The 25,752-nt window shown below is 73.9% G+C and carries 24 protein-coding genes; 11 read left to right on the forward strand and 13 right to left on the reverse strand.

The features are described 5' to 3' along the window. Positions 1-132: 132 nt before the first annotated feature. Genes H181DRAFT_RS19705 through H181DRAFT_RS28935 form a run of 5 tightly spaced genes read right to left on the reverse strand, consistent with a single transcriptional unit; the run spans position 133 to position 6,064 of the window. The gene (locus tag H181DRAFT_RS19705) at positions 133-930 is read right to left on the reverse strand and encodes a type III pantothenate kinase (protein ID WP_045865899.1); all 798 of its coding nucleotides are present in this window, start codon (positions 928-930) and stop codon (positions 133-135) included. Beyond that, positions 930-2,075, reverse strand: coding sequence for a carboxylating nicotinate-nucleotide diphosphorylase (nadC, locus tag H181DRAFT_RS19710; protein ID WP_045865900.1), 1,146 nt, complete (start codon positions 2,073-2,075; stop codon positions 930-932). The genes H181DRAFT_RS19705 and nadC overlap by 1 nt, the downstream gene beginning before the upstream one ends. 10 nt (positions 2,076-2,085) lie before the next feature. Continuing rightward, positions 2,086-3,984, reverse strand: a complete 1,899-nt coding sequence (locus H181DRAFT_RS19715) for an L-aspartate oxidase (RefSeq protein ID WP_074467963.1) — start codon at positions 3,982-3,984, stop codon at positions 2,086-2,088. A gap of 56 nt (positions 3,985-4,040) precedes the next feature. After that, entirely contained in the window at positions 4,041-5,126 is a 1,086-nt protein-coding gene (gene panC, locus H181DRAFT_RS28930; RefSeq protein WP_302622649.1) for a pantoate--beta-alanine ligase, read from the reverse strand. Continuing rightward, the gene (locus H181DRAFT_RS28935) at positions 5,123-6,064 is read right to left on the reverse strand and encodes a Rossmann-like and DUF2520 domain-containing protein (protein WP_045865901.1); all 942 of its coding nucleotides are present in this window, start codon (positions 6,062-6,064) and stop codon (positions 5,123-5,125) included. Before H181DRAFT_RS28935 ends, panC begins: the two co-directional genes overlap by 4 nt. Positions 6,065-6,322: 258 nt before the next feature. On the opposite strand from H181DRAFT_RS28935, the gene H181DRAFT_RS19730 reads away from it, so the two are divergent. Next, positions 6,323-7,492, forward strand: coding sequence for a threonine aldolase family protein (locus tag H181DRAFT_RS19730; RefSeq protein ID WP_045865902.1), 1,170 nt, complete (start codon positions 6,323-6,325; stop codon positions 7,490-7,492). Between the two features lie 143 nt (positions 7,493-7,635). Here H181DRAFT_RS19730 and H181DRAFT_RS19735 read toward each other — a convergent pair whose 3' ends face one another. Then, the gene (locus H181DRAFT_RS19735) at positions 7,636-8,322 is read right to left on the reverse strand and encodes a response regulator (RefSeq protein WP_045865903.1); all 687 of its coding nucleotides are present in this window, start codon (positions 8,320-8,322) and stop codon (positions 7,636-7,638) included. Between the two features lie 143 nt (positions 8,323-8,465). Further along, a complete protein-coding gene (locus H181DRAFT_RS19740) occupies positions 8,466-9,710 on the reverse strand; it encodes a sensor histidine kinase (RefSeq protein ID WP_045865904.1) in 1,245 nt (414 codons plus the stop codon). A gap of 463 nt (positions 9,711-10,173) precedes the next feature. Between H181DRAFT_RS19740 and H181DRAFT_RS19745 the strand changes: the two genes are divergently transcribed. Then, positions 10,174-11,349 carry an SAM-dependent methyltransferase gene (locus tag H181DRAFT_RS19745; RefSeq protein ID WP_107068813.1) on the forward strand — a complete coding sequence of 392 codons (1,176 nt, stop codon included), beginning with the start codon at positions 10,174-10,176 and terminating at the stop codon, positions 11,347-11,349. Between the two features lie 107 nt (positions 11,350-11,456). On the opposite strand, the gene H181DRAFT_RS19750 is transcribed toward H181DRAFT_RS19745, so the two are convergent. Further along, positions 11,457-12,809 (reverse strand): PH domain-containing protein, encoded by a 1,353-nt coding sequence (locus H181DRAFT_RS19750; protein WP_045866061.1) that lies wholly within the window; start codon positions 12,807-12,809, stop codon positions 11,457-11,459. A gap of 5 nt (positions 12,810-12,814) precedes the next feature. Next, positions 12,815-13,456, reverse strand: coding sequence for a PH domain-containing protein (locus tag H181DRAFT_RS30245; protein ID WP_078895853.1), 642 nt, complete (start codon positions 13,454-13,456; stop codon positions 12,815-12,817). Between the two features lie 115 nt (positions 13,457-13,571). Here H181DRAFT_RS30245 and H181DRAFT_RS19760 point away from each other — a divergent pair, with 115 nt between their 5' ends. After that, entirely contained in the window at positions 13,572-14,765 is a 1,194-nt protein-coding gene (locus H181DRAFT_RS19760) for an NADH-quinone oxidoreductase subunit D (protein WP_045865906.1), read from the forward strand. A 185-nt stretch (positions 14,766-14,950) separates the two neighbouring features. Here the strand turns inward: H181DRAFT_RS19760 and H181DRAFT_RS19765 are convergent, their stop codons facing one another. The 4 genes from H181DRAFT_RS19765 to H181DRAFT_RS19780 form a co-directional block, all read right to left on the reverse strand. Continuing rightward, a complete protein-coding gene (locus tag H181DRAFT_RS19765) occupies positions 14,951-16,804 on the reverse strand; it encodes a hypothetical protein (RefSeq protein ID WP_139131731.1) in 1,854 nt (617 codons plus the stop codon). Between the two features lie 240 nt (positions 16,805-17,044). After that, the gene (locus H181DRAFT_RS19770; protein WP_078895854.1) at positions 17,045-18,055 is read right to left on the reverse strand and encodes an ABC transporter substrate-binding protein; all 1,011 of its coding nucleotides are present in this window, start codon (positions 18,053-18,055) and stop codon (positions 17,045-17,047) included. Between the two features lie 70 nt (positions 18,056-18,125). Continuing rightward, positions 18,126-18,905: an ABC transporter permease gene (locus H181DRAFT_RS19775; RefSeq protein ID WP_045865907.1), complete on the reverse strand. Its 780-nt coding sequence runs from the start codon at positions 18,903-18,905 to the stop codon at positions 18,126-18,128. Between the two features lie 2 nt (positions 18,906-18,907). Further along, positions 18,908-19,765, reverse strand: a complete 858-nt coding sequence (locus H181DRAFT_RS19780; RefSeq protein ID WP_078895855.1) for an ABC transporter permease — start codon at positions 19,763-19,765, stop codon at positions 18,908-18,910. Between the two features lie 223 nt (positions 19,766-19,988). Here H181DRAFT_RS19780 and H181DRAFT_RS19785 point away from each other — a divergent pair, with 223 nt between their 5' ends. From H181DRAFT_RS19785 to H181DRAFT_RS19825, 8 genes are all read left to right on the forward strand, one after another. Beyond that, the gene (locus H181DRAFT_RS19785) at positions 19,989-21,185 is read left to right on the forward strand and encodes an ABC transporter ATP-binding protein (protein WP_045865908.1); all 1,197 of its coding nucleotides are present in this window, start codon (positions 19,989-19,991) and stop codon (positions 21,183-21,185) included. Between the two features lie 281 nt (positions 21,186-21,466). Then, a complete protein-coding gene (locus H181DRAFT_RS19795; protein WP_078895856.1) occupies positions 21,467-22,066 on the forward strand; it encodes a cupin domain-containing protein in 600 nt (199 codons plus the stop codon). A gap of 67 nt (positions 22,067-22,133) precedes the next feature. Beyond that, positions 22,134-22,604 carry a rhodanese-like domain-containing protein gene (locus H181DRAFT_RS19800; RefSeq protein WP_045865909.1) on the forward strand — a complete coding sequence of 157 codons (471 nt, stop codon included), beginning with the start codon at positions 22,134-22,136 and terminating at the stop codon, positions 22,602-22,604. Then, positions 22,601-23,536 (forward strand): dihydropteroate synthase, encoded by a 936-nt coding sequence (folP, locus tag H181DRAFT_RS19805; RefSeq protein WP_045865910.1) that lies wholly within the window; start codon positions 22,601-22,603, stop codon positions 23,534-23,536. The genes H181DRAFT_RS19800 and folP overlap by 4 nt, the downstream gene beginning before the upstream one ends. Then, a complete protein-coding gene (locus tag H181DRAFT_RS19810; RefSeq protein ID WP_045865911.1) occupies positions 23,533-24,009 on the forward strand; it encodes a nuclear transport factor 2 family protein in 477 nt (158 codons plus the stop codon). The genes folP and H181DRAFT_RS19810 overlap by 4 nt, the downstream gene beginning before the upstream one ends. A 259-nt stretch (positions 24,010-24,268) precedes the next feature. Then, on the forward strand, positions 24,269-24,628 hold the full coding sequence (gene folB, locus H181DRAFT_RS19815; protein WP_045865912.1) for a dihydroneopterin aldolase: 360 nt from the start codon (positions 24,269-24,271) through the stop codon (positions 24,626-24,628). Continuing rightward, positions 24,625-25,221, forward strand: coding sequence for a 2-amino-4-hydroxy-6-hydroxymethyldihydropteridine diphosphokinase (gene folK / locus H181DRAFT_RS19820; RefSeq protein WP_045865913.1), 597 nt, complete (start codon positions 24,625-24,627; stop codon positions 25,219-25,221). The genes folB and folK overlap by 4 nt, the downstream gene beginning before the upstream one ends. A gap of 14 nt (positions 25,222-25,235) precedes the next feature. Beyond that, complete coding sequence (locus H181DRAFT_RS19825) at positions 25,236-25,724, forward strand: DUF3180 domain-containing protein (protein WP_045865914.1); 489 nt, start codon at positions 25,236-25,238, stop codon at positions 25,722-25,724. Positions 25,725-25,752: the final 28 nt, after the last annotated feature.

Below are 25,752 nucleotides of genomic sequence, written 5' to 3' on the forward strand. Positions count from 1 at the left end.
GGGGGACGCGGTGTCTGGTGCGTGCGATCGCAAGGCGGAGGGAGGAGAGCGCAGCGGGCTGCGCCGACGACCGACAACGCAGGCAGCGTGCGTGCCAGGCACCGCGGCCCAGACGGGACTTTGAGACACGCCCTAGGAGCGGCTGACGTTGCGCTCGTAGACGAGCCGGAGGCCGACGAGCGTGAGCCAGGGCTCGTGCTCGTCGATGGCGCCCGCCTCGCCCAGCACCATCGGCGCCAGTCCTCCGGTGGCGATGACGGTCACGTCGTCCGGGTCGTCGGTCAGCTCCCGAGCGATGCGGTCGACGACCCCGTCGACCTGGCCCGCGAAGCCGTAGAGGATGCCGGACTGCATGGCCTCGACGGTGTTCTTGCCGATGACGCTCCTCGGGCGGGCCAGCTCGATCTTGCGGAGCTGGGCGCCCTTGACGCCGAGCGCGTCGACGGAGATCTCGATGCCGGGGGCGATGACGCCGCCGACGTACTCGCCCCGCGCCGAGACGGCGTCGAACGTCGTGGCCGTGCCGAAGTCGACGACGACGCACGGCCCGCCGTACAGCTCGACCGCCGCCAGCGCGTTGATGATGCGGTCGGCGCCGACCTCCTTGGGGTTGTCCATGAGGATCGGCACGCCCGTCTTCACGCCCGGCTCGACGAGCACGGCGGGGATGTCGCCGTAGTAGCGGCGGGTGACCTCGCGCAGCTCGTGCAGGACGGAGGGGACGGTGGAGCAGATGGCGATGCCCTCGACGTTGTCGCCGAGCTCCTCGCCGAGCAGCGGGTGCATGCCCATCAGGCCCTGGAGCAGCACGGCCAGTTCGTCGGCGGTGCGGCGGGCGTCGGTGGAGATGCGCCAGTGCTCGACGATGTCGTCCCCGTCGAAGAGGCCGAGCACTGTGTGGGTGTTACCGACGTCGATGGTCAGCAGCATCAGACATCCACCTCTTCACGGTCGTCGTCTGCGTCCTGGGCGGGGCCGCCCTCGCGGAGGTCGAGCCCGATGTCGAGGATCGGGGAGGAGTGGGTGAGCGCACCGACGGCGAGGAAGTCGACGCCCGTGGCGGCGTACTCGGCGGCGTTCTCCAGGGAGAGGCGCCCCGAGGACTCCAGCTGGGCGCGGCCGGCGACCAGTGTGACCGCGGCGGCCGTCTCGTCGGGGGTGAAGTTGTCGAGCAGGATGAGGTCCGCGCCCTCGGCGAGGACCGGCTCGATCTGGTCGAGGCGGTCGACCTCGACCTCGACGGGCACGCCCGGGAACTCGCGCCGCACGAGCCTGAACGCCTCGGCGACCCCGCCCGCCGCGACGACGTGGTTGTCCTTGATCAGAGCGGCGTCGGACAGGGAGAAGCGGTGGTTCGTACCGCCTCCGCAGCGGACCGCGTACTTCTCCAGGGCCCGCAGGCCCGGCGTCGTCTTGCGGGTGTCGCGTACGCGGGTCTCCGCGCGGGTGGCGTCGGCCGTGGCCGTCGCGGCGCGGCTGAGCACATCGGCCCAGCGGCGCGTGACGGTGGCGATGCCCGACAGGCGGCAGAGCAGGTTCAGCGCGCTGCGCTCCGCCGTGAGCAGATCGCGGGTCCGGGTGCGCACGGTCAGCAGCCGCTGCCCGACCGTGACGCGGTCGCCGTCCTCGACGTGGCGCTCCACCTCGAACTCGTCGGTGCAGACCACGGACAGCACGGCTTCGGCGACGTGCAGTCCGGCGACCGTGCCGTCCTCCCGCGCGGTGAAGTCCCCCGTAGAGACGGCGTCCTCCGGAATGGTCGCCACCGTGGTGACGTCCACGCCGTGGTCGAGGTCCTCCTCGATGGCGAGGTGTGCGATGTCCTCGACCTGTACGGGGTCGAGGCCGGCGCCGGCGAGGAGTTCGGCCAGGTCGGGGTCGAGGCCGCAGTCCAGGGGATCGAGGCCGTACGGGCTGTCCGCCCCGGCTGCGTCCGAGCAGCCGCAGGCGTCGCCGCAGCCGCCGCCGGAGCCCGGCGCCGTGGCCGGGGTCCCCGGTCCGCCGATCTGGAGCAGGGGCACGTCGACGGGCTGGGGGCGTCGCTCCTCCGGTGAGTCCGGGAAGGGGCTGGTCACGGCTTCTCCATCAAGGGTGTGAGGGTGGCCTGGCCGTGTGGCGGCCGTGGGGCTGTCCGGGTCGGGTGGGCTGGGCGGGGTGGTGTACGGGCTTCGCGTGCTGGGCGTCGGGCGGCCGGTCCGCGGGCCGTTCCCGCGACAACCAACTCTGCGGAACGGTCGGCGGGAAGGACGTCGTCCGGGTCGTCCGGACGTCGAGACTACGGCCCCCCTCCCGCAGCTCCACGACGAGGTGGCGGGCCCAGGCCGCATCGTCCCGTCCGGGATGGTCCTCGCGCCAGTGGCAGCCACGGGTCTCGTGGCGGCGCAGGGCCGCCGCGACGAGTACGCGCGCGACGAGATGGAGGTTGGCCGTCTCCCAGCTCTCCACGCCGGGAGCGGCGGGCTCTCCGGCCGCTCCGGCGGCGACGGCGTCGAGCTGGGCCGCCGCCTCGGTCAGGCTCGCCTCGGAGCGCAGCACTCCCGCGCCGGCCGTCATGACGCGCTGGATGACGGGCCGGGCCTCGGGCGGAAGCAGCGGGGCGACGGGCAGCCGGCCGGCGGTGCCGGGGCTCTCCGCAGGGAGCGGACGGGCGGCCTCGGCCCCGTCCCGGGCCGATCCGGCGGCGGCCTCGGCCCTTCCCCCGGCCGCTCCGCCGACGGACTCGGCGACGGACTCGGCGATCCGCTCCGCGAAGACGAGCCCCTCCAGGAGGCTGTTGGAGGCGAGGCGGTTCGCCCCGTGCACGCCGGTGCAGGCGACCTCGCCGCAGGCGTACAGCCCGGGGACGGTCGTACGTCCGTGCAGGTCGGTGCGGACGCCGCCGCTGGCGTAGTGGGCCGCGGGCGCCACCGGGACGAGCTGGGTCACCGGGTCGATGCCGTGGCTGCGGCAGGCGTCGAGGATGGTGGGGAAGCGGCTCTCCCACATGGCGGGGCCGAAGTGGCGGGCGTCGAGGAACATGTGCTCCGTGCCGGGCTCGGCGCCCTGCTCCGCCGCCCGGCGCATGATCCCCTTGGCCACGACGTCCCGGGGCGCCAGTTCGCCGAGTTCGTGCCGGCCCGTCATGAAGCGCACGCCGCCGGCGTCGACGAGGTGGGCGCCCTCGCCCCGTACGGCCTCCGAGATCAGGGGCTGCTGGCCCTCGGCGTCCGGTCCGAGGTAGAGCACCGTCGGATGGAACTGGACGAACTCCAGGTCGCTGACCTCGGCGCCCGCGCGCAGCGCCAGTGCGACGCCGTCGCCGGTGGAGACCGGCGGGTTGGTGGTCGCGGAGAACACCTGGCCCATTCCGCCCGTCGCGAGCACCACTGCCGGGGCGTGCACCGCGCCGACCCCGTCGTGCTGGCCCTCGCCCATGACGTGGAGGGTGACGCCGGCCGTCGCGCCGTCCGGGGTGCGGAGCAGGTCGAGCACGAGCGCGTTCTCGACCGTGCGGACGCTCGTACGTCCGTCCCGCACGGCCTCGACCAGGGCGCGGGAGATCTCCGCACCCGTCGCGTCGCCGCCGGCGTGGGCGATGCGGCGCCGGTGGTGTCCGCCCTCGCGGGTCAGTTCGATCTGGCCGGTGCTCGCGTCCGTGTCGAACTGCGCGCCGGTGCTGATGAGCCGGCGTACGGCGGCGGGGCCTTCCGTCACGAGGAGGCGCACGGCCTCCTCGTCGCAGAGGCCGGCGCCGGCCACGAGCGTGTCGTCGAGATGCTGCTTGGGGCTGTCGCCTTCGCCGAGCGCCGCGGCGATGCCGCCCTGCGCCCAGCGGGTCGACCCGTCGTCGAGGCGGGCCTTGGTGACGACGACGGTGTCCAGGCCGGCCGCGGCGCAGCGGAGGGCGGCGGTCAGGCCGGCGACGCCGGAGCCGACGACCACGACGTCCGCGTCGATGCGCCAGCCGGGCGCGGGGGCGGGCAGGGCGGCGCGTGCGGAGGGTATGCCGCCCTCCCGGGCCTGCCGGGCGCCCCGCCCCGTCCGGTGGTCCGCGCGGCCGGTCACGGGCGTACCCCCAACAGCTCCATGGGCAGGGTGACGTTGTCGATGAGCCGGGTGCTGCCGACGCGTGCGGCGACGGCCAGCACGGCCTCGGAGCCGCCGCCCTCGCCGAGGTCCTCGCGTGCGGCGGGGGCTGCCGCTCCGGGGGCCCCGGTGGGTTCGGCGGCGGAGTCCCGCGCCGTCAGCTCCGTGAAGTCGGCGGGGTCGATGAGCGCCAAGTAGTCGACACCGAGGGGCGGTTCGGCGTGTGCCGCCTCCTCCAGGACCGCGCGGGCGGCTGCCAGCGCCGCGTCGGCTCCGCCGCCGCCCTCGATGGTGCCGCGGGCGGCGAAGAGGGCCCGGGAGAGGGCGAGCGCGCTCTCCCGTTCGGCAGGTGAGAGGTAACGGTTGCGGCTGGACAGCGCGAGACCGTCCGGCTCGCGGACCGTGGGGACTCCGACGATCTGCACGGGGAAGTTGAGGTCGCGCACCATCCGGCGGATCAGGGCGAGTTGCTGCGCGTCCTTCTGCCCGTACAGCGAGATGTCCGGCGACGTCAGATGGAGGAGCTTGGCGACGACGGTCAGCATCCCGTCGAAGTGGCCGGGCCTGTACGCCCCTTCGAAGCGCTCGCCCATAGGCCCGGCGGCGACGCGTACCTGCGGGCCCGCCCCCCTGGGGTCGGCGGCCGACCCGGGGTAGACCTCCTCGACGGACGGTGCGAAGACCACGTCCGCGCCGGCCTCCGCCGCGAGGACCAGGTCCGCGTCGAGCGTCCGGGGGTAGCGGTCGAGGTCCTCCGACGGCCCGAACTGGAGGGGGTTCACGAAGACGGTGACGACCACCTGCCCCCGCGCGCCGACCCGTTCGCGAGCGGTGCGTATGAGGGAGGCGTGGCCGGCGTGCAGCGCGCCCATCGTCATGACGGCGGCCCTGAGGCAGGGCTCGTCGCGGCTCGACGGGGCAGCGGTGTCGCGCAGTTCGGCGGCCGTACGGACCAGTCGCACGCTCCGGGGGCCCGCCGGGGACGGCCCGTGCGCACCGCCGTCCGACGGCAGGGGCCCGCCTCCCACGGCGGTGCCGGCGTCTCCTGCTGTGCGCCTCACTGGCCTCGGCCTCCTTCGGACAGTACGTCGAGCAGGTCCTCTGCGCGTTCGGGCGCGAGGAGGCCGTGCGCGAGGGCGCGGTCCGCCGTCGCACGCGCCATGGCCAGGTAGCCGGCGACCATGCGGGGTGCGTGGTCGCCCAGTTCGGTGATGTGCGCCGAGACCGTGCCGGCGTCGCCGCGGGCGACGGGGCCGGTGAGGGCGGCGTCGCCGGAGCGCAGGGCGTTGTCGAGCGCGGCGCCGAGCAGCGGCCCGAGCATGCGGTCCGGGGCCTCGACGCCGGACGTGCGCAGCAGCTCCATGGCCTGGTTGACGAGGGTGACGAGGTGGTTGGCGCCGATGGCGAGTGCCGCGTGGTAGAGCGGCCGGGCCTCCTCGGCGATCCACTCGGGTTCGCCGCCCATCTCGATGACGAGCGCCTGCGCGGCGAGCCGCAGCTCCTCCGGCGCGGTGACGCCGAAGGAGCAGCCCGCGAGCCGCTGCACGTCGACCGGTGTGCCGGTGAAGGTCATCACGGGGTGCAGCGCGAGCGGCAACCCCCCTGCGCGCAGGGCGGGTCGGAGGACGGCGGTGCCGTATCGCCCCGAGGTGTGCGCGACGAGCTGCCCCTGCCGTACGGCGCCCGTCTCGGCGAGCCCTGCCACGAGCCCCGGCAGCGCGTCGTCGGGCACGGTGAGCAGGACGAGGTCGGCGCGCGCCAGCACTTCGGCGGGATCGACGAGCGGCACCCCTGGCAGCAGTTCGGCGGCGCGGCGCCGCGAACGCTCGGAGACGCCAGACGCGGCAACGGGACGGTGCCCGGCGAGTCGCAGCGCGGCCGCCAGCGCGGGGCCTACGCGGCCGGTGCCGACGACGCCGACGTCGAGGCGGGCGGGACGGTCCTCTGCCCTGGTCCCCCGATCCGGGCCGGGGGGCGGGGCTGGCTGCTCTGGGTTCACTGGCGGGGAGCCTTCCGTCTTCCGTTCCGGTCCTCGCGGGTACCGGACGTCTCACCGCCATGCTATGCCTTCGCCGCGGCGCGGAGACGCGTGCGGTTCGCCCCGTGCACGACTCCCGGCCCGTGCGGCCGGACGCGGGACGGCGGAGCCCTCGGGCCTGGTGCGCCGGGACGGCCCTGCCCCGGTCCCGCCCCCGGTCCCGCGGGCCGGACGGAATCCGCTGGTGCCCGGGTCCCGGAAGGCCCCAGGATGCGTCCCATGACGGACACCGAGCGGGACAGCCGCAGACGGCAGCTCGACGCATGGGGCGGCGCCACGCGCCTCCTCGCCCCGGTCCCCGGACGCGAACGCATCGGCGACCGGCTGGCCCGGCTGGCCGAACAGGGCGCTCGGGCCCACGACTTCGGCGACTGGACCGACCAGTACGGCAACGAGGACGGCATCGTCGGCGAGCTGGAGCGGCGGACGGCCGCCGCCCTGGGCACGGAGGCCGCCGCCTTCTTCCCGACCGGGACCATGGCCCAGCAGGTGGCGCTGCGCTGCTGGGCGGGCCGCACCGGGAACAGCACCGTGGCGCTCCATCCGCTGTCGCATCCGATGGTCTGGGAGCGGGACGCGCTGCAGATCCTGGCCGGTCTGCGCCCCATCCGCCCGACGACGGAACCGCGGCTGCCCACCGCAGCCGAAGTACGGGCACTGGACGAGCCGTTCGGCACCCTGATGCTCGAACTGCCCCTGCGCGAAGCAGGGTTCGTCCTCCCCACCTGGGACGAGCTGACGGCCGTGGTCGAGGCGGCCCGCGAGCGGGAGGCCGTCGTGCACTTCGACGGCGCCCGGCTGTGGGAGTCCGTCACGCACTTCGGCCGGCCGCTGACCGCCGTGGCCTCGCTGGCCGACACCGTCTACGTCAGCTTCTACAAGTCCCTGGGCGGCCTGTCCGGGGCGGCTCTCGCCGGTCCCGCGACCGTCGTCGAGGAGGCGGCCGCGTGGCGGCACAGGTACGGCGGTCAGCCCTTCCAGCAGTGGCCCGCCGCACTCGCGGCCCTCGCCGGGCTGGACCTCGAACTGCCCCGCCTGCCCGAGTACGTGCGGCACGCGGCGACGGTGGCCGGGGCCCTGCACGAGGCGTTCACCGGCTCGGGTCTGCCGTGGTGGCGGGTGTGGCCGCGGACGCCGCACACGCACCAGTTCCAGGTCTGGCTCCCCTACGAGGCCGACGAGCTGACGGAGGCGGGCGTACGGCAGGCGGAGGAGACGGGGACGGTGCTCTTCAGGCGGTGGTCACGGCCGTCCGGCGCGCCGCCCGGAACCGCGGCGACCGAGGTCACGGTCGCCCGCCCGGGGCTGTCGTGGACCGCGGAGGACGTACGCGCGGCGGTGGCGGAGTTCCTGGACTTCCGGGCGGCCGCGGCCGCCGCCCCGTCCTGACGCGGCGGAGACAGGCCGCGGACGGGCCGCCGCACGGCGTGGCGGCGTCACCGTCCGGTCGCCGCGGCCCGTCCGATGGCCGGGGTCGGGGGCCGGGGTCGGGGCCGGGGTCGGGGGCCGGGATCGAGGGCCGGGTCACGGCGTCACGCGGTGCCGCCGCCGGCCCTGACCAGCCGCGTCTCGTACGCGAGGACCACGGCCTGCACCCGGTCGCGCAGTTCGAGCTTCGCCAGGATGCGGCCCACGTGGGTCTTGACCGTGGCCTCCGACAGCACGAGCTGCGCGGCGATCTCCCCGTTGGAGAGACCCTGCGCGACGAGCGTGAGCACCTCCGTCTCGCGGTCGGTCAGCCGCTCCAGCCCCCGGGTGAGCGGCCCGGGAGTGGTCGAGGGCAGCACGGTCGAGAAGCGGTCGATGAGACGGCGGGTGGTGCTCGGCGCGACCACGGCGTCCCCGCTGTGCACGGCACGGATGGCGGCGAGCAGGTCGTCCGGCGGCACGTCCTTGAGCATGAAGCCGCCGGCCCCCGCCTTGAGCGCCGTGAAGGCGTACTCGTCGAGGTCGAACGTGGTCAGGATGAGCACCTTCGGTTCGCCCGGGCCGCCCTCGCCCTCCGTGCAGATGCGACGGGTCGCCTCGACGCCGTCGACGTTGGGCATCCGTACGTCCATCAGCACGACGTCGACCTTCGTGGAGCGCAGCCGCTCCAGCGCCTCGGCGCCGTCCCCCGCCTCCGCCACGACCTCCATGTCCTCCTGCGCGCTGAGGACCATGCGGAAGCCGGTGCGCAGCAGTACCTGATCGTCGACGAGCATCACGCGGATGGTCATGGGTCGTCCCTTCGGGCGGGGGGGGCCGGGGTCGGGTGGCCGGGGTCGGGCGGGGGCAGGGTCGGAGCCGAGGTCGGGGTCGGGATTCGGGGCGGGATTCGGATCGGGGGCGGGGGCGGGCGGACGCGGAAGCCGTCCGCGGATCAGTGGACGGCTTTCAGCGGCAGGACCGCGCATATACGGAAGCCGCCCCCCGGACGGGGCCCGGTCTCCAGGCTCCCGCCCACCATGCCGACGCGTTCGCGCATGCCGATGAGGCCGTGGCCGAGACCGTCGGTGCCGCCCTCCTCGTACATCTCGCGCTCCGCGCCCCGTCCGTCGTCCTCGGCGAGCAGGGACAGCTCGTCGGCGCCGTAGCTCAGGCGGACGGTGGCGCCGACGTCCGGCCCGCCGTGCTTCCGGGAGTTCGTCAGGGCCTCCTGCACGACGCGGTAGGCGGTCAGTTCGATGCTGCTCGGCAGCGGACGCGGCGTCCCCTCGATGGTGAAGCTCACGGCGAGCCCGGCGCCGCGCACCTGCTCGATCAGCTCGGAGAGCTGGTCGACGCCCGGCTGCGGCCCGTACTCCCCGGCGCCCTCGCGGCCGGACGCGCCGTCCGGGCCGCTCTCGCCGGTGCGCAGCACGCCCAACAGGCGCCGCATCTCCGCCAGCGCCTGGCGGCCCGTGCCCGAGATCGTGGAGAGCGCCTGCTTCGCCTGATCGGGAGCGGAGTCCAGGACGTACGCGGCACCGTCGGCCTGCACCACCATCACCGAGACGTTGTGGGCGACGACGTCGTGCAGCTCCCGCGCGATGCGGGCGCGTTCGGCCGCCGCCGCGATCTGCGTCTGCGCCTCGCGCTCCTTCTCGAGACGCGTGGCGCGCTCTTCGAGCTGCGCGTAGTAGGCACGCCGGGTACGCAGCGAGTCGCCCAGCACCCAGGCGAGCACGAAGGTGACCGTGAGGAAGATGTCGCCGAGGATCGTCCCGGCGAGGGTCTGGTTCTCCTCGGGCCAGCGGAGCGTCGCGATGGTGGGTGCGGCCACTGCCCCGCCCAGGGCGAAGCGGGAGGCCCAGCGGATGTTGCGGGACGCCACCGTGAAGACGATCACCAGCATGGCGAAGTTCGCGGGCCCCACGTCGACGTGGGTCACGACCTGTGCGACGCCGGTGCCGGTGGTGAGGACCAGCATCTTCTCCGGTGCGCGGCGGCGCAGCGCGACCACCAGGCAGAGCGCGAGGACGATCGGGACCGCCGCGACCTGCTCCTTGGGCCCCTGCGGCAGGCCCTCGGAGTCGGACTCGACGCTCGAGATGAACCACACCGAGGAGATCATCAGCAGCAGGACAGCCCAGCAGCTGTCCACCCAGGTGGGGTGCCGGCGGATGAAGTCGTAGATGCGGTTCACATAACCCAGCGTATGGAGGCCGGGTACGTCCCGGGGTCAGCCCGGCGGCCGATACGGGGGCCGTGCATCTACTCCCCAAGGTGGAGGAGGGAGCTCCGGCGCCCTGCCCTAGCGTGGCCCCGTGAACGCGCCCGAGGATCACGCTCCCGAGGATCGGCCTCGCCCCCTCCGCCGGGCCGGCGGCCAGTGGACGACCTGGCGTGCGGCGGCGGAGCGCGCCCTGTACGGGACGAGCGGGGTGGGCGGAGCCCGCCGCCGCACCGGAGCCGGAGCGGGAGCGGGAGCGGGAGCGGGAGCGGGGGACGCGGCCGGGGAGGGCGCCGGAGCCGGAGACGCGGCCGGGAACGGAGCCGGAGATGCGGCCGGGCCCTCCGGAACGGAGCTGCCCGGCTTCTTCGTGCGCGAGCGGCCCGGCGCCCACTTCCGTACGTCCGTCCATGCGTCGCCTCTCTTCGCGCAGGCCGTGGCGCGGCTGCTGCTGCACGTCGACGAGGCGCTCGGACACCCCGCCGAACTGGCCTTCGTCGACGTCGGGGCGGGGGCGGGAGAGCTGCTCACCGGCGTACTCGCCGCGCTCCCCGCGGAGCCGGCCGGACGCGTATGCCCCTACGCCGTCGAGCGGGCGCCCCGCCCGGATGGACTGGACGAGCGCATCGTCTGGCGGTCCGAACTGCCCGCCGGACCAGGGCTGTCGGGGTTGCTCTTCGCGAACGAATGGCTCGACAACGTGCCCGTCGACGTGGTGGAGACCGGCCCCGGCGGGGTGCCCCACACGGTGCTCGTACGGCCGTCCGACGGTGCGGAGCGGCTCGGCGAACCGCTGGCCGAAGGCCCGGACGCCGAATGGCTCGCGCAGTGGTGGCCCCTCGCTTCCGAGTGCCTGCCGTCGACGGCGGACCCCGCGGTGCGCGCGCCGCAGGAGGACCGTCCGCATGCGCCGGACGGGGGCCGCGGACCGGAGTCACGCCCGTGCCCCGAAGGCCGGGAACCGGAGGTCGGTCTCCGTGCGGAGGTCGGTCTCCGTGCGGAGATCGGTCGGCCCCGCGACGAGGCGTGGGCCGCTGCCGTCCGAACGCTGGAGAGGGGCCTGGCCGTCGCCGTCGACTACGCGCACTTCCGCGGGAGCCGACCTCCCTTCGGCACGCTCACCGGCTATCTCGACGGCCGCGAGACCCACCCGGTCCCTGACGGGAGCCGCGACCTCACCGCCCATGTCGCGCTCGACGCCTGCGCCGCGGCCGGAGCACTGGCCGTACGGAGGCGGCGCCCTCCCCGCGCGGCCGACGACCACGCGGGCCGTGAACGCTCCGTCACTGGGCACTTGGACAACCCAGGTGACGGACACGCCGGCGAGGAACGTGTCCCCGGCGGGCGCGCGGGCAGTGACCGCGGCCGTCCGGAGGACGCCGGCGTGGAGCCCTCGGCGCAACCCGTGCTGCTGTCCCAGCGCGACGCGCTGCACGCGCTCGGCGTCCACGGCGCCCGCCCCCCGCTGCGGCTCGCGTCGGCGGAACCGGCCGAGTACGTACGGCAGTTGGCCGCCGCGGGTGAAGCCGCGGAGCTGACCGACCCGGGAGGACTGGGTGCCTTCAGCTGGCTGGTGCAGCCACTGGGCGGTGTCTCGACGCCCTTTCACTGAGCGAACGGCCCGCGCCCGCCGCAGGCTCACGTGGTGCGCCGGCCCCGCGTGAGGCGCCCTCTCCCGCGGTGAGCGTCTCGCCACAGACCCCTCGCGTCACGCACCCGCTACGTCATCCACCGTTCCGGATGCGCCTCGCGCCGCCCCAGCCGCGACCGCTCCGCCTGCGCGTGGACCAGCGCCTCCGCTTCGTCGGCGTCGCGCATGGCGGCCGCGGTCCAGCCGTTCGCTCCGTGGTCGACGCAGACGTCCGCGAGACGCATCCGCCGCTGCCACGGGCCCTGTTCCCAGCGGACGCTCTGCACCTTGGCATGGGGCACCAGTGTGGTCCGCCTCCTGAGCAGCCCGCTGCGCGTGACGAAGACGGCATCGGTGACCCCGTGCCCGTATCCGCGCCAGAACAGCGGCGTGCACCAGCGCGCACGCCGCGGCACCGGCGTGACGGCCTCCTCCACGGCGTCGAGCCCGAGCCCGGGGAGGATCCGGCCCAGCACGTCCGCGACCTCGTCACGGCGTGCCACGGGTATCAGTACGCCGCCCTTGTCCTTGCCCGCCCCCGCGATCTCCAGGTCGACCCGCAGCCAGCCGCGGCGCCGCCACAGCAACGGTTCGGCGATCTTGACGGACTGCACACGCCCCGGCGGTACGGTCGCGTGCTCGCGGTCCAGCAGGCCGTGGTCGAGGCGGAGGCCGTCGGGTGACTCGGCCACAGTCCAGTCGTACTCCTTGAGGAAGCGGCCGCCCGTGCTCGCCCAGGCGCCGCCCAGCGCGGGGAGGAGCACGGCGAGCCCCGCCAGGAAGCTGTCGCTGACCGCGAAGACGACGCCGGGCACCGCGACCATCGCGAGGAGTGCACCCCAGCCCGTGCCCATCAGCAGCAGACCCGTCACGAGAGTGCGGGTGCCGACGCGCAGCAGCTCGCGGGAGGGCGCCTCCCCGGCCTCCGGCGCCGCCTCGGGCGCGATCCCCGCGGCGCGCGCGAGGAGTTCGGCACGCAGCTCCACGGCTTCCCGCTCGCTGAGGAAGGCCAGTTCGTCCTTGTCCTCCGTGCCGACCACGTCCAGCTTGAGCTTCGCCACCCCGGCGACACGGGCGAGGAGCGGGCGCCCCACGTCGACGGCCTGGACGCGGTCCAGACGGATGTGCGCGGTGCGGCGGAAGACGAGCCCCGTGCGGATGCGCAGCTCGGTGTCGGTGACGAGGTAGCTCGTGAACCACCAGGAGAAGAAGCCGTAGGCCGCCGCTGCCGGGAGCAGCACCGCAAAGGCGGCGACCAGCCATCCCGTGGTGAGGTGCGAGAACCACTCGCGGGTCCGCTCGAAGTCGTGCACGGAGAAGGCGATCAGACCGGCGACCGGTGCCCAGGCCCGCCGCCACGGCGTCACGGGGTGCAGCCGCCGCCCGGCCGCCCGCGGAGGTGGAACCGGGCCGCCGGGGGCCGCCTGCGTGCCCTCCGGCATGCCGCTCACAGCCCCGCCGAGCGCGCGCCGCCCAACTCAGTGAGACGGTCGCGCAGCCGCTCCGCCTCCTGTGGCACGAGCCCGGGTATGGCGGCGTCCGTCGTCGCGGCAGCCGTGTGGAGCTGGAGGCGGGCCAGGCCGTACCGGCGTTCCAGCGGCCCGGACGTGACCTCCACCAGCTGCATACGCCCGTAGGGCACGACCGTCAGCTCGCGCCACAGCACACCGCGGCTGATCAGCAGGTCGTCCTCGCGCTCCGCGTACCGCCACGAACGCCAGTTGCGCTCGATCGCGCCCCAGCCCCACGCCGCGACCACGAGCGGGAGCAGCGCGAAGGCCGCCCAGCCCGGACCTGCCGTCAGACCGAGCAGGGCCGCCAGGCCCACTGCTGCCGGCGCCATCGTGAACAGCAGGACGAGCCGCCGCACCTTCAGCAGGGCCCGTTCGACGCCCTGCCACCGCTCGGGCGCGCCACCGCCCTCGGAACCGCCTTGGGAATGGCCCTCGGAACCGCCCTCGGAACCGCCTCCCGGCGCTCCCCCTGGCGTCTGCCCCGGATCGCCGCCCACCGGAGCCTGCCCGCCGTCGGGCCTCTGCCCCCGGCCGTGCTCCGGTGCCCCGCCCGGACGGCCTGTCCCCGTCGTCATGCGGCCAGCGTATGCGCTGCCCCGCACGCCGCACAGGCCTGTGGACAACGCCGGACGGGCGGCGAATCCGCGACCGCCACGAGCCGCCGCGCCGGAGGGTGCGAGACTGAGGCCCATGAGTCAGCGGACGACGACGGGCGACGCCGCCGGAACGCCCCGGCCCTCGGGGACGCGGACGACGGTCGGCGTGGGCGGCGCCGCCGAGAGCACCGACATGGTGCTCAACATCGGCCCCCAGCACCCCTCCACGCACGGCGTGCTCCGGCTGCGCCTCGTCCTCGACGGCGAGCTGATCAGCGAGGTCGAGCCCGTGGTCGGCTACATGCACCGGGGCGCCGAGAAGCTCTTCGAGGCCCGCGACTACCGCCAGATCATCGTTCTCGCGAACCGCCACGACTGGCTCTCCGCCTTCTCGAACGAGCTGGGCGTCGTCCTGGCCGTCGAACGCATGCTGGGCATGGAGGTCCCCGTCCGCGCCGTGTGGCTGCGGACGCTGCTCGCCGAACTCAACCGCGTACTCAACCACTTGATGTTCCTCGGCTCCTATCCGCTGGAACTGGGCGGCATCACGCCCGTGTTCCACGCCTTCCGCGAGCGGGAGGAGCTGCAGCACGTCATGGAGGAGCTGTCCGGCGGCCGGATGCACTACATGTTCAACCGCGTCGGCGGCCTCAAGGAGGACCTGCCCGCGGGGTGGCAGGGCAGGGCCCGGCAGGCAGTGGCGGACGTGCGGTCCCGGATGGACGTCTTCGACCGGCTCGTGACGGGGAACGAGATCTTCCGCGGGCGTACGCGCGGAGTCGGCGTCCTCGGCCAGGAGACCGTGCACGCCTACGGAGTGAGCGGCCCGATCGCCCGCGCGTCCGGCGTCGACTTCGATCTCCGGCGTGACGAGCCGTACTTGGCGTACGGAGAGCTCCAGGACGTCCTGAAGGTCGTCACACGCGGCGAGGGCGACTGCCTGGCCCGCTTCGAGGTGCTGCTCGAACAGGCCCACAACTCGCTCGACTTGGCCGACGCCTGCCTGGACCGGCTCGCCAAGCTGCCGCCGGGCCCCGTGAACCAGCGGCTGCCGAAGGTGCTCAAGGCGCCGGAGGGGGCCACCTACGCCTGGACGGAGAACCCGCTCGGCCTCAACGGCTACTACCTCGTCTCCAAGGGCGAGAAGACGCCGTACCGGCTCAAGCTGCGCTCGGCCTCGTTCAACAACATCCAGGCGCTGACCGAGCTGCTCCCGGGGACGCTCGTCGCCGACATGGTGGCGATCCTGGGCTCGTTCTTCTTCGTCGTCGGCGACATCGACAAGTAACCGGCAAGCAGCGGCGCGGACGGCGGGACGCCGCCGGGCAAGGGCGCGTCAGCACCTCACGGGCGTCGGATCCACGGCGCCGGGACGCATCGGCGCTGTGGCACGCGACGTTGTGGCGCTGCCACCGCTGTCCTGCGGCGCTGTGGCGGCGCCGTGCCAGGACGGGACGGGGCCGGGCCCGGGGCTCAACCGGCGTTGCGCACCCTGGTCTGCTTGGAACCCGACTTCGACGCGGGCCCTCCGGACGCCCTGTGCCGGGCCTTGGACTCGCCGGTCCCGGACCTCGTGGCGCCGGCGACCGTGCCGTTCGCCTTGCCGGTGGAACCGCCCTCCGCGGACTCGCCCGCGCCCTCTGAACGCCCGGACGGCTTCCCGGCGCCGGACCCCGCGTCAGGCGCCTCGTCGGACGCTGTGCCGGACGCCGCGTTCCCGGACTCCGAGGCTTCTCCCGCCGACTCCCACGCCGACCCCACCGCCGGATTCCCGGAAGTTTTCTGCGCGGAGTCCGCAGCGGACCGGCCGGTCCCCGGGGTCCCGCCGGAGTCGCCGGCCCCGTCCGCGGGCTGCGGCTTCTCCCCCTCGTGCCCCTGCTGCGACGGCGCCTGCTCCGGCTCGTGCCCCGGCTGTTCGCGCTCGGCCCGCGCGCCCTCCGCGCCCTCATCCGGCTCGGAGTCCTCGTCCGTCTTCGCGGAGGACGGTTCGACGGTCGTGGCGGCTTCGTCGACGAAAACCGGGGCACCCGCCACCGGCTTCCCGAGCCAGGCCCCTGTCTCCGCCGCGGCCTTTGCATCCGCCGCGGCCCTTGTATCCGCCGCAGCCTTGCCGCCCGCGGGCTCCGTCCCGTCCTGGTCCTTGCTCTCGTCCGTCTCCCCGTGCGAGGGCACGGCGGGAGCGGGAACCACTCCCGCCTCCTGCGCCGGCTTCCCCTGCGGGGTGGGTGCGCCTCCAGCCCCGGACGCGCTACGGCGTGCGGCCCGGCCGGTCTTCTTCCGCGGTTCGTCCGGCTTGGCCTCCGTCCTCGCAGCCGCGCCGCCGGTGACGCCCGGACCGCCCACGGGGTCGGCACCCGTGCCGCCCGCAGTGCCGGAACCGCCCACGGGGTCGGCGCCGCCCTCGGGCCGCGCGTCCGGCTTCGCGGGCCCGTCCGACTTCGCGGACTCTCCCGCGTCACTCGCCTCCCTGGGTTCCCGCGCGCGGGGCGGCGTGGGCGCGGTCTTCTTCGCGCGCCGCTTCGGCTTGGAGCCGCCGGTGCCGAAGAAGTCGAACGCACCGCCCTCCTGGTCGGTACCGCGCTCGTCCGGCGCCGGCTTCGGCTTCCGGTTGGCCCGCTCCCGCTCCCGTTCCTCCTCGCGCGCCAGCTCGCGCTGCTCCTGCTCGCGGCGCTCCTGCTCCTGCTGCTCCAGCTCCTCCTGCCGGGCCTGCTCCTCGCGTTCGAGCTTCCGGCGGAGGTTGCGGTCCAGGTGCTTCAGCGCCTCGTTGGCCTGCAGGTACGTCAGCGGCGTGGGCGCCCCGGCCGGGCTGCGGTGGTCCGTCGCGGAGGACGTCAGCGCCTTCGCGGGCTCACCCGACTCGATCTCCAGCCGGCGGCGCACCTCGAGGGCGCTCGCCCGCTCGGTCTCGGCATGCGCGTACCGCCGGAGCAGATCCGCGTGCTCGCTGCGCAGCTCCGCCAGTTCCGACCGCTTCTCCCGCAGCCGCCCCTGCAGCTTCTCGCGGGCCTCGCGGATCTCCTCGACCTCGGATTCCAGTTCGGCGTACCGCTCCTCGGCACGCCAGTCGGCGCTGGTCTGCTGTGCCTTGAGCTCGCCCACCCGCCTGCCCGCCGCCCGGTCCCAGGCGCGCAGCATCGCTGCGCCGGTGACGGCCGCGGCCGCAGCCGCGAGAACGCAGAACCGCAGCAGCACCGTGTCCGTATCGGAGAAGCCCGCCTCGCCGAAGAGCCACGCACCTCCCGCACAGATCAGCGCGGCGGCAGCGATGCTCGCCGGAGCGAGTGACCGGTGCAGTGGCTGCGATTGGCGATGGCGTCCACGAGGCATGGCCTGGAATGTACCGTGCAAGGCTCCGATCAGGCACCGGGCACGGGGCATTGTTACTACCCCGCCACCCGCGCCTGTCTGCTTCGCCCTCCGCTGTCCTGATCGGCTCCCGCGCCGCGGCGCTGGGCGCACGCCACGGGCCCCGGGCCGTCACGCCCCGGGCCTGTCTGACGAACGGCACCGTCCGCCGCATGCGGTGCGCGCGGCGGACGGTGCCATGTGCCTGCCAGGGCAATACAGCTAGAGCAGGTTCTTCTCCTTGAGGTAGTCCTCCGCGACGTCCTTGGGCTTCTGACGCTCGGCGTCGACCTTGCGGTTGAGGTCCGTCAGGTCCTCGGTCGTGAGCGTCCCGGTCAGCTTGCCCAGGGCGTCCGCGACCTTCTTGCCGCCCGCCTTCTCCGCGTTGACGACGGGCAGCACGTTGTCGGCGTTCTGGAGCTGCTTGTCGTCGTCGAGGAGGACCAGTCCGAAGTCCTCGAGCGTGGCGTCCGTGGTCGTGGTGAGGACGAGCTGGTCGGTGCCGTTCTTGACGGCCTCCTTGGCCTGCGTGGTGCCGACGCCCTTGGGGTCGATGTCCGTGATGTCGATGCCGTACTTCTTCTCGAGACCGGGGCGGCAGAACGGCCGCTCCTCGCACTCGTCGCTGGCGGCGAGCTTGATCTTCTCGCCGGACTTCCCGAGGTCGGAGAGGGTCTTGAGCTTGTGCTCGTCGGCGAAGTCCTTCGTGACGGCGAACGCGTTCTGGTCCACCGCCTTCCCCGCCGGAAGTACCTTCAGCCCGCGGGGCTTCGCCAGCTTCTCCAGCGCGGCGACGGTCTTCTTCACGTCGCTGGAGGCGACGGGCTCGGCCTTCGGCCCGTTCTTCTTCGCGTTGAGGAACTCGGCCAGCGTCGCCGCGTACTCGGGTACGACGTCGATGTCGCCCTTCTCCAGAGCCGGTTCGTACAGCTCGCGGTTCTTCAGCTTGCTGATCGACGTCTCGTAGCCCGCCTTGGTCAGCAGCTGCGCGTACAGCTCCGCCATGACCTGCGACTCGGTGAACCCCGCCGAGCCGACGACCAGTTCGCCCTTGGAACCGCCGTCCGCCGAGGTGCCGCCCTCCTTCTCCAGGCTGTTCCCGCCGCAGGCCGTCAGGGCCGCCGCCAGCACGGCGGCGCTGCCGCACGCGGCCACGACGCCGCGCGCACGGCGGGTACGGCGCGTTCCGCGAGGACCGCCGTGCGCCTGCTCGGGGTGTGCTGCCTTGTTCATGAGAGATCCACCATTCGTCGGATGCCGGGTCACGGGGTAACGGAGGCCGGAACGCCCGGGCAGCGAGCCGTCAGGCCGTCGGCTGCGCGGGAATCACCTTTTCATCGAACTTGTCGGGCGTCGATCGGGAAGGGGAACCGGATCGCGGACCGGCTGCGGACGGCTGCCGCTTCCCGCCGCCGCGGCGGCGTCCCCGCATCGGGTCGAGGAACCGCTCCGCCACCACCAGCACGCCCTCGACCAGCAGCGCCAGCGCCGCCACGAGCGCGGCGCCCGCCACGACCTGCGGGGTGTCGTACGTGCCGAAGCCCGCGGTGATGATCCGTCCGAGACCGCCGCCGCCGGGCAGCGCGGCCAGCGTGGCGGTCGCCACGACCTGCACGGCGGCCGAGCGCACCCCCGTCATGATCAGGGGGAACGCGAGCGGCACCTCCACGCGGGCCAGCAGCTGCCGGCCGGACATGCCCATGCCGCGCGCCGCTTCCACGACGTCGCGGTCGGCCTCGCGCATGCCGACGTAGGTGTTCGTCAGCAGCGGCGGCAGCGCGAACAGCACCAGCGCGATGATGGTCGGCAGGTCGCCCTGCTTCCCCAGGGGGCTCAGCGTCAGCAGCACCAGCACGGCGAACGTGGGCACCGCACGCCCGGCGTTGGAGATGTTCACCGCCAGTGCCCCGCCGCGCCCCACGTGGCCGAGCCACAGACCGGCCGGGAGCGCGATGAGGCAGGCGGCCCCCAGGCAGACGGCCGTCAGATAGAGGTGCTCGCCGAGCCTGTGGACGACGCCCTCGCCGCCGGTCCAGTTGGAGCCGGTGGCCAGCCACGTCCACGCGTCCAGGAAGAAGCCCATCGTCACGCCTCCTTGCCGGCGGCGGCCGGAACGGTGTCCGCAGGTCCGCCGGGCCCCGGCCCGCCGTCGCCGCCGCGCTCGCCCGGCCCGCGCTCGGCGTCCCGCCCGCGCCCCGGCTTCCGGCCCCCTGCGCGTACCCACGGCGTCAGCAGCCGCTGGAGCCCCAGCAGCAGCACGTCCGCGAGTACGGCCAGCAGCACGCAGATCACGGACGCGGTCAGCACCTGCGCCTTGAAGAAGCTGTCCATGCCCTCGTAGATGAGGTTCCCGAGCCCGCCGAACCCGACGATCGCGCCGACCGTCGTGAGCGCCACCGCGGAGACCGTCGCGATGCGCACGCCGGCCATCAACGCCGGGAGGGAGAGGGGCAGTTCCACTCCGAACAGCAGCCGGCCCGGTCCGTAGCCCATGCCGCGGGCGGCTTCCCTGGCGTCGTCGGGAACCGACTCCAGCCCGGCCAGGATGTTCCGTACGAGGACGGTGAGCGAGTACAGCACCAGCCCCGTCACCACGACCGACGCACCCACTCCGAACAGCGGCAGCAGCAGGGCGTACATGGCGAGCGAGGGAACGGTGTAAAGGATCGTGGTCAGCCCCAGCACGGGGCCGTACGCGCGCTGCCAGCGCCGGGCCGCGAGCGCCAGGGGGAAGGCGACGAGCAGCGCGAGCACCACGGAGACGACGGTGATCCACACGTGCTGCGCCGTGGCGTCCGCCAGCTCCTGGCCGCGGGAGGTCACGTACTCGGGGCAGATCCACTCGTTCGCGGAAAGGCAGTCGCCACCGGCCTTCCCTGCCGCCCCGGCCAAGGCCGCGTCAGCGCCGTACAACCCGTCCACCCCGCTCACCCCGCTCGCCATGCACTCGTCCCCCGCCCTCGCCCGGGCGCCGCCCGCTCACGCGGCGCTCGTGCGCGCACGTAAGCATGACGGGAGACCTTACAGTCCGCTACCGGTGAGCGCCCCGAACTGCCACACTCCTGCAACACACCCTTCATACGGGCCACGGCACAATCCCCCGGGGCCACCGAAACGGGCGAGCAGCACCGGCCCCGTCCAGCCGACGAGCGACGAGATTGAGACCATGATCCGCTTCGAGAACGTCACAAAGCGCTATCCGGACGGCACAACGGCCGTGCACGACCTGTCACTCGAGGTCGCGGAGGGCGAACTGGTCACGCTCGTCGGGCCGTCCGGCTGCGGCAAGACGACCACCATGAAGATGGTCAACCGCCTCATCGAGCCGTCGTCCGGGCGGATCCTGCTCGACGGCGAGGACATCTCCGCCGTCGACCCCGTCGAACTGCGGCGCCGCATCGGCTACGTCATCCAGCAGGTCGGCCTCTTCCCACACAAGACCGTCCTCGAGAACACCGCGACGGTCCCCTACCTGCTGGGATGGTCGAAGGCCGAACGCCGCGAACGGGCGGCCGAGCTGCTGCAGCTCGTCGGTCTCGACCCCGCCCGCTACGGCGACCGGTACCCGGACCAGCTCAGCGGCGGGCAGCGCCAGAGGGTCGGGGTGGCCCGCGCTCTCGCCGCCGACCCGCCGGTGCTGCTGATGGACGAGCCCTTCGGCGCGGTCGACCCCGTCGTGCGGGAGCATCTGCAGACCGAGTTCCTGAAGCTTCAGTCGACGCTCCACAAGACCGTCCTCTTCGTCACCCACGACATCGAGGAGGCCGTGCGCCTCGGCGACCGCATCGCCGTCTACGGCGAGGGCCGCATCGAGCAGTTCGACCCCCCGGCGAAGGTGCTCGGCGCCCCGGCCACCCCGTACGTGGCGGACTTCGTCGGCGCCGACCGCGGGCTCAAGCGGCTCTCCGTCACCCCGATCGAGCGCGGCGACCTGGAGGCCCCGCCGGTCGTGCACCTCGACGACCCCCTCGACAAGGCCCGTGCCCGCATGCGCGCCGACGGCGCACGCTGGGCCGTGGTCCTCGACGACGCGGACGAACTGCACGGCTGGCTCTCGGCGGAAGCGGCCGACGCACCGGTGCGCGAGGCGGAGACCGGGCCGGGCGGCTCGGGCCCGGTGACCGTCGCCGACCACGCCCGCCGCATGGAGGCCTGGCTCCCCCTCGGCGCGCCCCTGAAGCAGGCGTTCAGCAGCATGCTCCAGCACGACGCCGGCTGGATCGCGGTGCTCGACGAGGCGGACCGCTTCGTCGGCGTCCTGACCCCCAGCCGCCTGCACGAGGCGCTGCGCCGCTCGATCGACGCCGACGAACGGGACGTGAGCAGGGACGAGGTCGAGCTGGAGACGGTGGCGGACGCCTGAGCACCGGGCCCGGCGACCGCCCCGCCGTACCGTGTACGGGCCGCGGCACGGGGCGGCCGGCTCGGTCGGCCTGGTCACAGAGCCGGGCCGCCGGTTGACCGCGGGTGGCCGCCGTGCTTCACTCCAGCGCATGAACGGCACCGAGCTGCACCCCTGGCGGAGGGTCCACCTGGATCTGCTCCGCTACGTGGGCTGCCTGTGTCGTCCGTCCTGCTGATCGCTTCCTGCCAACGCGCGCCCGCCGGGCGCCGCACACCGATCACCCGCCAGGACGGTTCCCCGTGTCATCTGCGTCCCCCGCACCCGCGTCTCTGCCCGCCTCCGGTCCGCAGCCTGCGCCCAAAGCCGCCGTACCGGACCGCGACCACACGACGACGGCCCCCGCCGCGGCGCCCAGCGAAGCCGAACTCCTCGACTTCGTACGGGCCACGGCCGCCGACGAGCAGCTCGTCGCCTCCCTCCCCCTCGACCCCGACGGCCGCACCTGGCTCCGCCTCAACGGGCCCGGCGGCAGCGAGGCATGGGTCATCGGCTGGCCTCCCGGAACGGGCACCGGCTGGCACGACCACGGCGGTTCCCGGGGCGCCTTCGCCACGGCCAGGGGCGAACTGACGGAGGAGTCCCTCGCCGCCCGCATCCCCACGGAGGGCTGGAAGACGCTGGAACTCGCCGACGGCGTGGACCGCGAACGCCGGCTGTCCGCGGGCCGCGGCCGCGCCTTCGGCCCGCACCACGTGCATCAGGTGCTCAACGAGTCGGACGGGACGCACGCGGTCTCCGTGCACGCCTACTACCCGCCGCTGCCGCTGATGCGGCGTTACAGCCGCACGGGAGCGCTGCTGCGCCTGGAGCAGATCGAACGCCCGGGGGAGTGGGAATGAGCGTCCGGAGCAGATCGAACGCCCTTGGGGGCTCCCCGGACCCGAAGGGCCGAGGGGAAGAGCGGGGATGAGCGCCGCTTCGGCAGAGCCCGCCGGTCCCGAAGGGGAGCAGCCGCCCAGCCGCATCGACGCCCTGCTGGAGTCGGCCCGCTCCGCCCTCGGCGGGCGCCTCACCCCGCGGGAGGCGGCCGACGCCCAACGGGAGGGCGCCCTGCTGGTGGACATCCGGTACGCCGCTCTGCGGGACCGCGACGGCACCGTCCCCGGCGCCCTGATCGTCGAGCGGAACGAGCTGGAGTGGCGGCTCGACCCCACGTGCGCGTACCGCTCGCCCGAGGCGACGGGCTCCGACCTGCGGATCGTCGTGCTGTGCAACGAGGGCTACGCGTCCAGCCTGGCCGCCCGCTCCCTCCGCGAACTGGGCCTGCACAGGGCGACGGACCTCGCCGGCGGCTTCCAGGCGTGGCGTGCGGCCGGACTGCCCCTTCTGCCGCCGGTCCGCCCCGCGGAGGACGATCCGCCTACGCTGGAGCCATGAACCCCTCGCGTGGCCACGTAACCGGACTTCCCGAGTGGAACCGCTGTGCGGTGATGGGGGTGGTCAACGTCACCCCCGACTCCTTCTCCGACGGCGGCAAGTGGTTCGACAGCGAGATCGCCGTCAAGCGCGGCCTCGACCTCGTCGCCGAGGGCGCTGACCTGGTCGACGTCGGCGGCGAGTCCACCCGGCCCGGGGCTCCCCGCGTCGACGAGGCCGAGGAGCTGCGCCGGGTGCTGCCCGTCGTCCGGGGTCTGGCCTCGGACGACGTCCTTGTGAGCGTCGACACCATGCGCGCGTCCGTCGCGGAGGCCGCCGTCGAGGCGGGGGCCGTGATGGTCAACGACGTCAGCGGAGGCCTGGCCGACCCGCGGATGGTGCCGCTGGTCGCCGAGGCGCGGGTGCCGTTCGTGGTCATGCACTGGCGCGGCCAGTCCATCGACATGAACAACCGGGCCGTCTACGACGATGTGACGTCCGAGGTCGTCGGCGAGCTGCGGACGAGCCTCCGGCAGGCCGTCGACGGCGGCATCGCACCGGAGCGCATCATCGCCGACCCCGGACTGGGCTTCGCCAAGCAGGCCCGGCACGATCTGCGCCTCGTCGCCGAACTGGCCCGGCTGCGTTCCGAGTTGGGGCACCCTCTGCTGGTGGCCGCATCGCGCAAGCGGTTCCTCGGACGCGTACTGGCAGGCCCGGACGACTCGGCCGTCCCACCCGCTCGCGAACGTGACGCGGCGACGGCCGCGGTCTCGGCCCTCGCCGCCCGCGAGGGCGCCTGGGCGGTTCGGGTCCACGAGGTACGGGCCAGCGCCGACGCCGTCCGCGTCGCCCACGCCGTCGAGGAAGCCGCGCAGGACGGCACCTCGGCACCGGGAGCCGGTCCCGGGCAGGCGGCGGGCACCGGCGCACACGCGGGGCGGGTCCGGTGAGCCACGGGGCGAGCACCGACATCGAGGCGGTCGAGGCCGCCAACACCGCCCTGTACGACGCGGTGGAGCACGCCGACCTCGACGCCCTCACCGACCTGTGGATGGACGACGGAGTCAGCGTCGTCCACCCGGGCTGGCCCACCCTGACCGGCCGTGAAGAGGTGCTGCGCTCCTACGCGCTCATCATGGCCAACACCGACTACGTGCAGTTCTTCCTCACCGATGTGGACGTATCGGTCCACGGCGACACCGCGCTCGTCAGCTGTACGGAGAACATCCTCAGCGGCGGCCCCGCCGAGGAGGACGGCTCCGCCGGCCCGCTGGTGGGCGGCCTGGTGGTGGCCACCAACGTCTTCCGCCGCACGGACGACGGACGGTGGAAGGTCTGGTCGCACCACGGCTCCCCCGTCCTCGTCGAGCGCGAGGACGAAGACGACGAGGACGGGCTCGACGACGGGGACGTCCACCTCTGACCGCTGCCGGGACCGGGGCAGCGCTTCCCGGCCGCCCGCACTGCGTTCGCGTCACTCCGGGTGTGGGCAGTGCCACTCATTCGCGTCACCAGGGCGGAATCGGCGCGTGACACGCGACGCTGTCGGGTAGGCACCCGCCCCGGGTCGGCGCAGTCGTGGCTCGCGGGTACATTCGAGGCGGAAATCAGGAGGATGTTCGAGCCGTGACGGCGCGAGGCGCGCTCAGGGCACGGCCAGGACGCAGACGGGAGGGATTCGCGTGGACCGGGTCTCGCTGCGCGGCCTTCGGGTCCGCGGGCATCACGGAGTCCTCGAAAGGGAACGGGAGGAGGGTCAGATCTTCGTCGTGGACGTCGAGCTGAGCCTGGACACCCGGCCGGCCGCCGAAGCCGACGATCTGACCAGAACCGTGCATTACGGCGTACTCGCCGAGGAGATCGTCTCCGTCGTCGAGGGAGACCCCGTCGACCTCATCGAGACGCTCGCCCAGCGGATCGCCGACGTCTGCCTCGCACACGCGCCTGTGCAGGAAGCCGAGGTGATCGTGCACAAGCCGGACGCACCGATCACCGTGCCCTTCGACGACGTGACCATCACTATCAAGCGGAGCCGCGCATGACGCCGAACAGTGACCCGACCGTACAGCCGGTGCCGGCCTCCGTCGTGCGCCAGGTCGACGCGGCAGACACCACTCTCCAGAATCCGCAGCAGGCGGTGATCGCTCTCGGCAGCAACGTCGGCAACCGCCTGGAGCGCCTGCAGAGCGCCGTCGACGCGCTCGCCGACACCCCGGGGCTCGCGGTCAAGGCGGTCTCCCCCGTCTACGAGACGGAGCCGTGGGGCGTGGAGCCCGGCAGCCAGTCGTCGTACTTCAACGCCGTGGTCCTCGTACGCACGACCCTCCCGCCCGGTTCGCTGCTGGAGCGCGGCCACGCCATCGAGGAGGCCCTGGAGCGCGTACGCGACGAGCGCTGGGGACCGCGGACCATCGACGTCGACATCGTCGCCTACCAGGGCGTCGTCTCGGACGACCCCAGGCTGACCCTGCCCCACCCCCGCGCGCACGAGCGTGCCTTCGTCCTCGTGCCGTGGCACGACGTCGATCCGGGTGCCGAGGTACCGGGCCGCGGCGCGGTCGCCGAACTCCTGGCCGGACTGGGGAACGAGGGCGTCGCGCCGCGCACGGACCTGGAACTCAGCCTGCCCGAGTAGTCGTTGGGAACCCCGTGAAGGAACTGCGTATCCCTGTCCTGGCGGGCGTCTTCGTCGTCGCCGGAGTGCTGGCCTGGGCCGCGGCGCGCCTGTGGAACTCGCTGGGCACCCTGCCCGGCGTCCCCTCCGCCTCGCCGATCGTGCTCGCCGTCATCGCGACGGTGCTGCTGGCCACCGCCCTGTCGCTGCGCTCAAGACTCAAGGCCCAGCGGGAGAGGGTGCCGGGCGCCAAGGGCGTCGACCCGATGATGGCCGCGAGGGCCGTCCTCTTCGGCCACGCCAGCGCGCTGGTCGCGGCGCTGGTCGCCGGCGTCTACGGCGGGGTGGGGGTCTTCCTCCTGATGGACAGCTCGGAGGCCCCCGCGCGCCAGGACCAGACGGTGTACGCCGGGCTGGCCGTCCTGGCGGGCGTCGCCGTCGTCGCTGCCGCGGTCTTCCTGGAGCGGGTCTGCCGCCTCCCCGACGACGATGACGACAACCCCCCGGCCGCCACGGCCGCCTGACACCACCCGCTCGAGCGAAGCCCCCCGG

Origin of the sequence: Streptomyces sp. WMMB 714, assembly GCF_900090125.1 — a bacterium.
GTDB classification, from domain to species: Bacteria; Actinomycetota; Actinomycetes; order Streptomycetales; family Streptomycetaceae; genus Streptomyces; species Streptomyces daqingensis.

What these genes read in the sequence shown, in the direction of transcription:
- H181DRAFT_RS19705 (WP_045865899.1), bottom strand. Translation starts at nt 930, where the DNA reads ATGCTGCTGACCATCGACGTCGGTAACACCCACACAGTGCTCGGCCTC.
- H181DRAFT_RS19730 (WP_045865902.1), top strand. Translation starts at nt 6,323, where the DNA reads ATGACGGACACCGAGCGGGACAGCCGCAGACGGCAGCTCGACGCATGG.
- H181DRAFT_RS19735 (WP_045865903.1), bottom strand. Translation starts at nt 8,322, where the DNA reads ATGACCATCCGCGTGATGCTCGTCGACGATCAGGTACTGCTGCGCACC.
- H181DRAFT_RS19750 (WP_045866061.1), bottom strand. Translation starts at nt 12,809, where the DNA reads ATGCCGGAGGGCACGCAGGCGGCCCCCGGCGGCCCGGTTCCACCTCCG.
- H181DRAFT_RS30245 (WP_078895853.1), bottom strand. Translation starts at nt 13,456, where the DNA reads ATGACGACGGGGACAGGCCGTCCGGGCGGGGCACCGGAGCACGGCCGG.
- H181DRAFT_RS19760 (WP_045865906.1), top strand. Translation starts at nt 13,572, where the DNA reads ATGAGTCAGCGGACGACGACGGGCGACGCCGCCGGAACGCCCCGGCCC.
- H181DRAFT_RS19765 (WP_139131731.1), bottom strand. Translation starts at nt 16,804, where the DNA reads ATGCCTCGTGGACGCCATCGCCAATCGCAGCCACTGCACCGGTCACTC.
- H181DRAFT_RS19770 (WP_078895854.1), bottom strand. Translation starts at nt 18,055, where the DNA reads ATGAACAAGGCAGCACACCCCGAGCAGGCGCACGGCGGTCCTCGCGGA.
- H181DRAFT_RS19775 (WP_045865907.1), bottom strand. Translation starts at nt 18,905, where the DNA reads ATGGGCTTCTTCCTGGACGCGTGGACGTGGCTGGCCACCGGCTCCAAC.
- H181DRAFT_RS19780 (WP_078895855.1), bottom strand. Translation starts at nt 19,765, where the DNA reads ATGGCGAGCGGGGTGAGCGGGGTGGACGGGTTGTACGGCGCTGACGCG.
- H181DRAFT_RS19785 (WP_045865908.1), top strand. Translation starts at nt 19,989, where the DNA reads ATGATCCGCTTCGAGAACGTCACAAAGCGCTATCCGGACGGCACAACG.
- H181DRAFT_RS19800 (WP_045865909.1), top strand. Translation starts at nt 22,134, where the DNA reads ATGAGCGCCGCTTCGGCAGAGCCCGCCGGTCCCGAAGGGGAGCAGCCG.
- folP (WP_045865910.1), top strand. Translation starts at nt 22,601, where the DNA reads ATGAACCCCTCGCGTGGCCACGTAACCGGACTTCCCGAGTGGAACCGC.
- folK (WP_045865913.1), top strand. Translation starts at nt 24,625, where the DNA reads ATGACGCCGAACAGTGACCCGACCGTACAGCCGGTGCCGGCCTCCGTC.